Source organism: Pseudoalteromonas sp. S1650 (assembly GCF_005887195.1).
GTDB classification, from domain to species: domain Bacteria; phylum Pseudomonadota; class Gammaproteobacteria; order Enterobacterales; family Alteromonadaceae; genus Pseudoalteromonas; species Pseudoalteromonas simplex.
The window spans coordinates 1-361 of record NZ_PNDF01000210.1 but is presented as its reverse complement, the minus strand read 5'-3'; the positions used below and the strand labels follow the sequence as shown (position 1 = coordinate 361).

Genomic DNA, 361 nt, shown 5'->3' with positions numbered 1-361 from the left:
CAAGGAACTGTAGATTACCATCTTGATTTAATGTCGCTAAGGACGTGTCATTTTGACTTCATATCCTTAATGATTTCCCAATCTGTTGATCTAGAGCGATGTGTTGCTGTGTGGCTTCATAGGGCCATAACTGCGCTATAACCCCACTAAAAAGAAACAGAGAAAATATTAAGTAAATATATAATATTGCAAACAGTTTCCCCATTAATGATAACATATCCCCTGCATCAGAAACCAACAGGTAACCTTGCGCCCACACTGTTTTAATTCCGTATGGTTTATCCCAGTTATCACCTAATTTCTTACGGATAAGCGATACCCGTCCGGCAAGCGTACGGTCAAACCGAACATACTGACCACC

The 361-nt window shown here is 40.4% G+C and carries 1 protein-coding gene; it reads right to left on the bottom strand.

The annotated features are described in order from the left end of the window. Positions 1–58: 58 nt before the first annotated feature. Positions 59–361, bottom strand: a 303-nt coding sequence (locus CWB80_RS23030) for a winged helix-turn-helix domain-containing protein (protein WP_249362687.1), incomplete at its 5' end; no start/stop codon positions are given.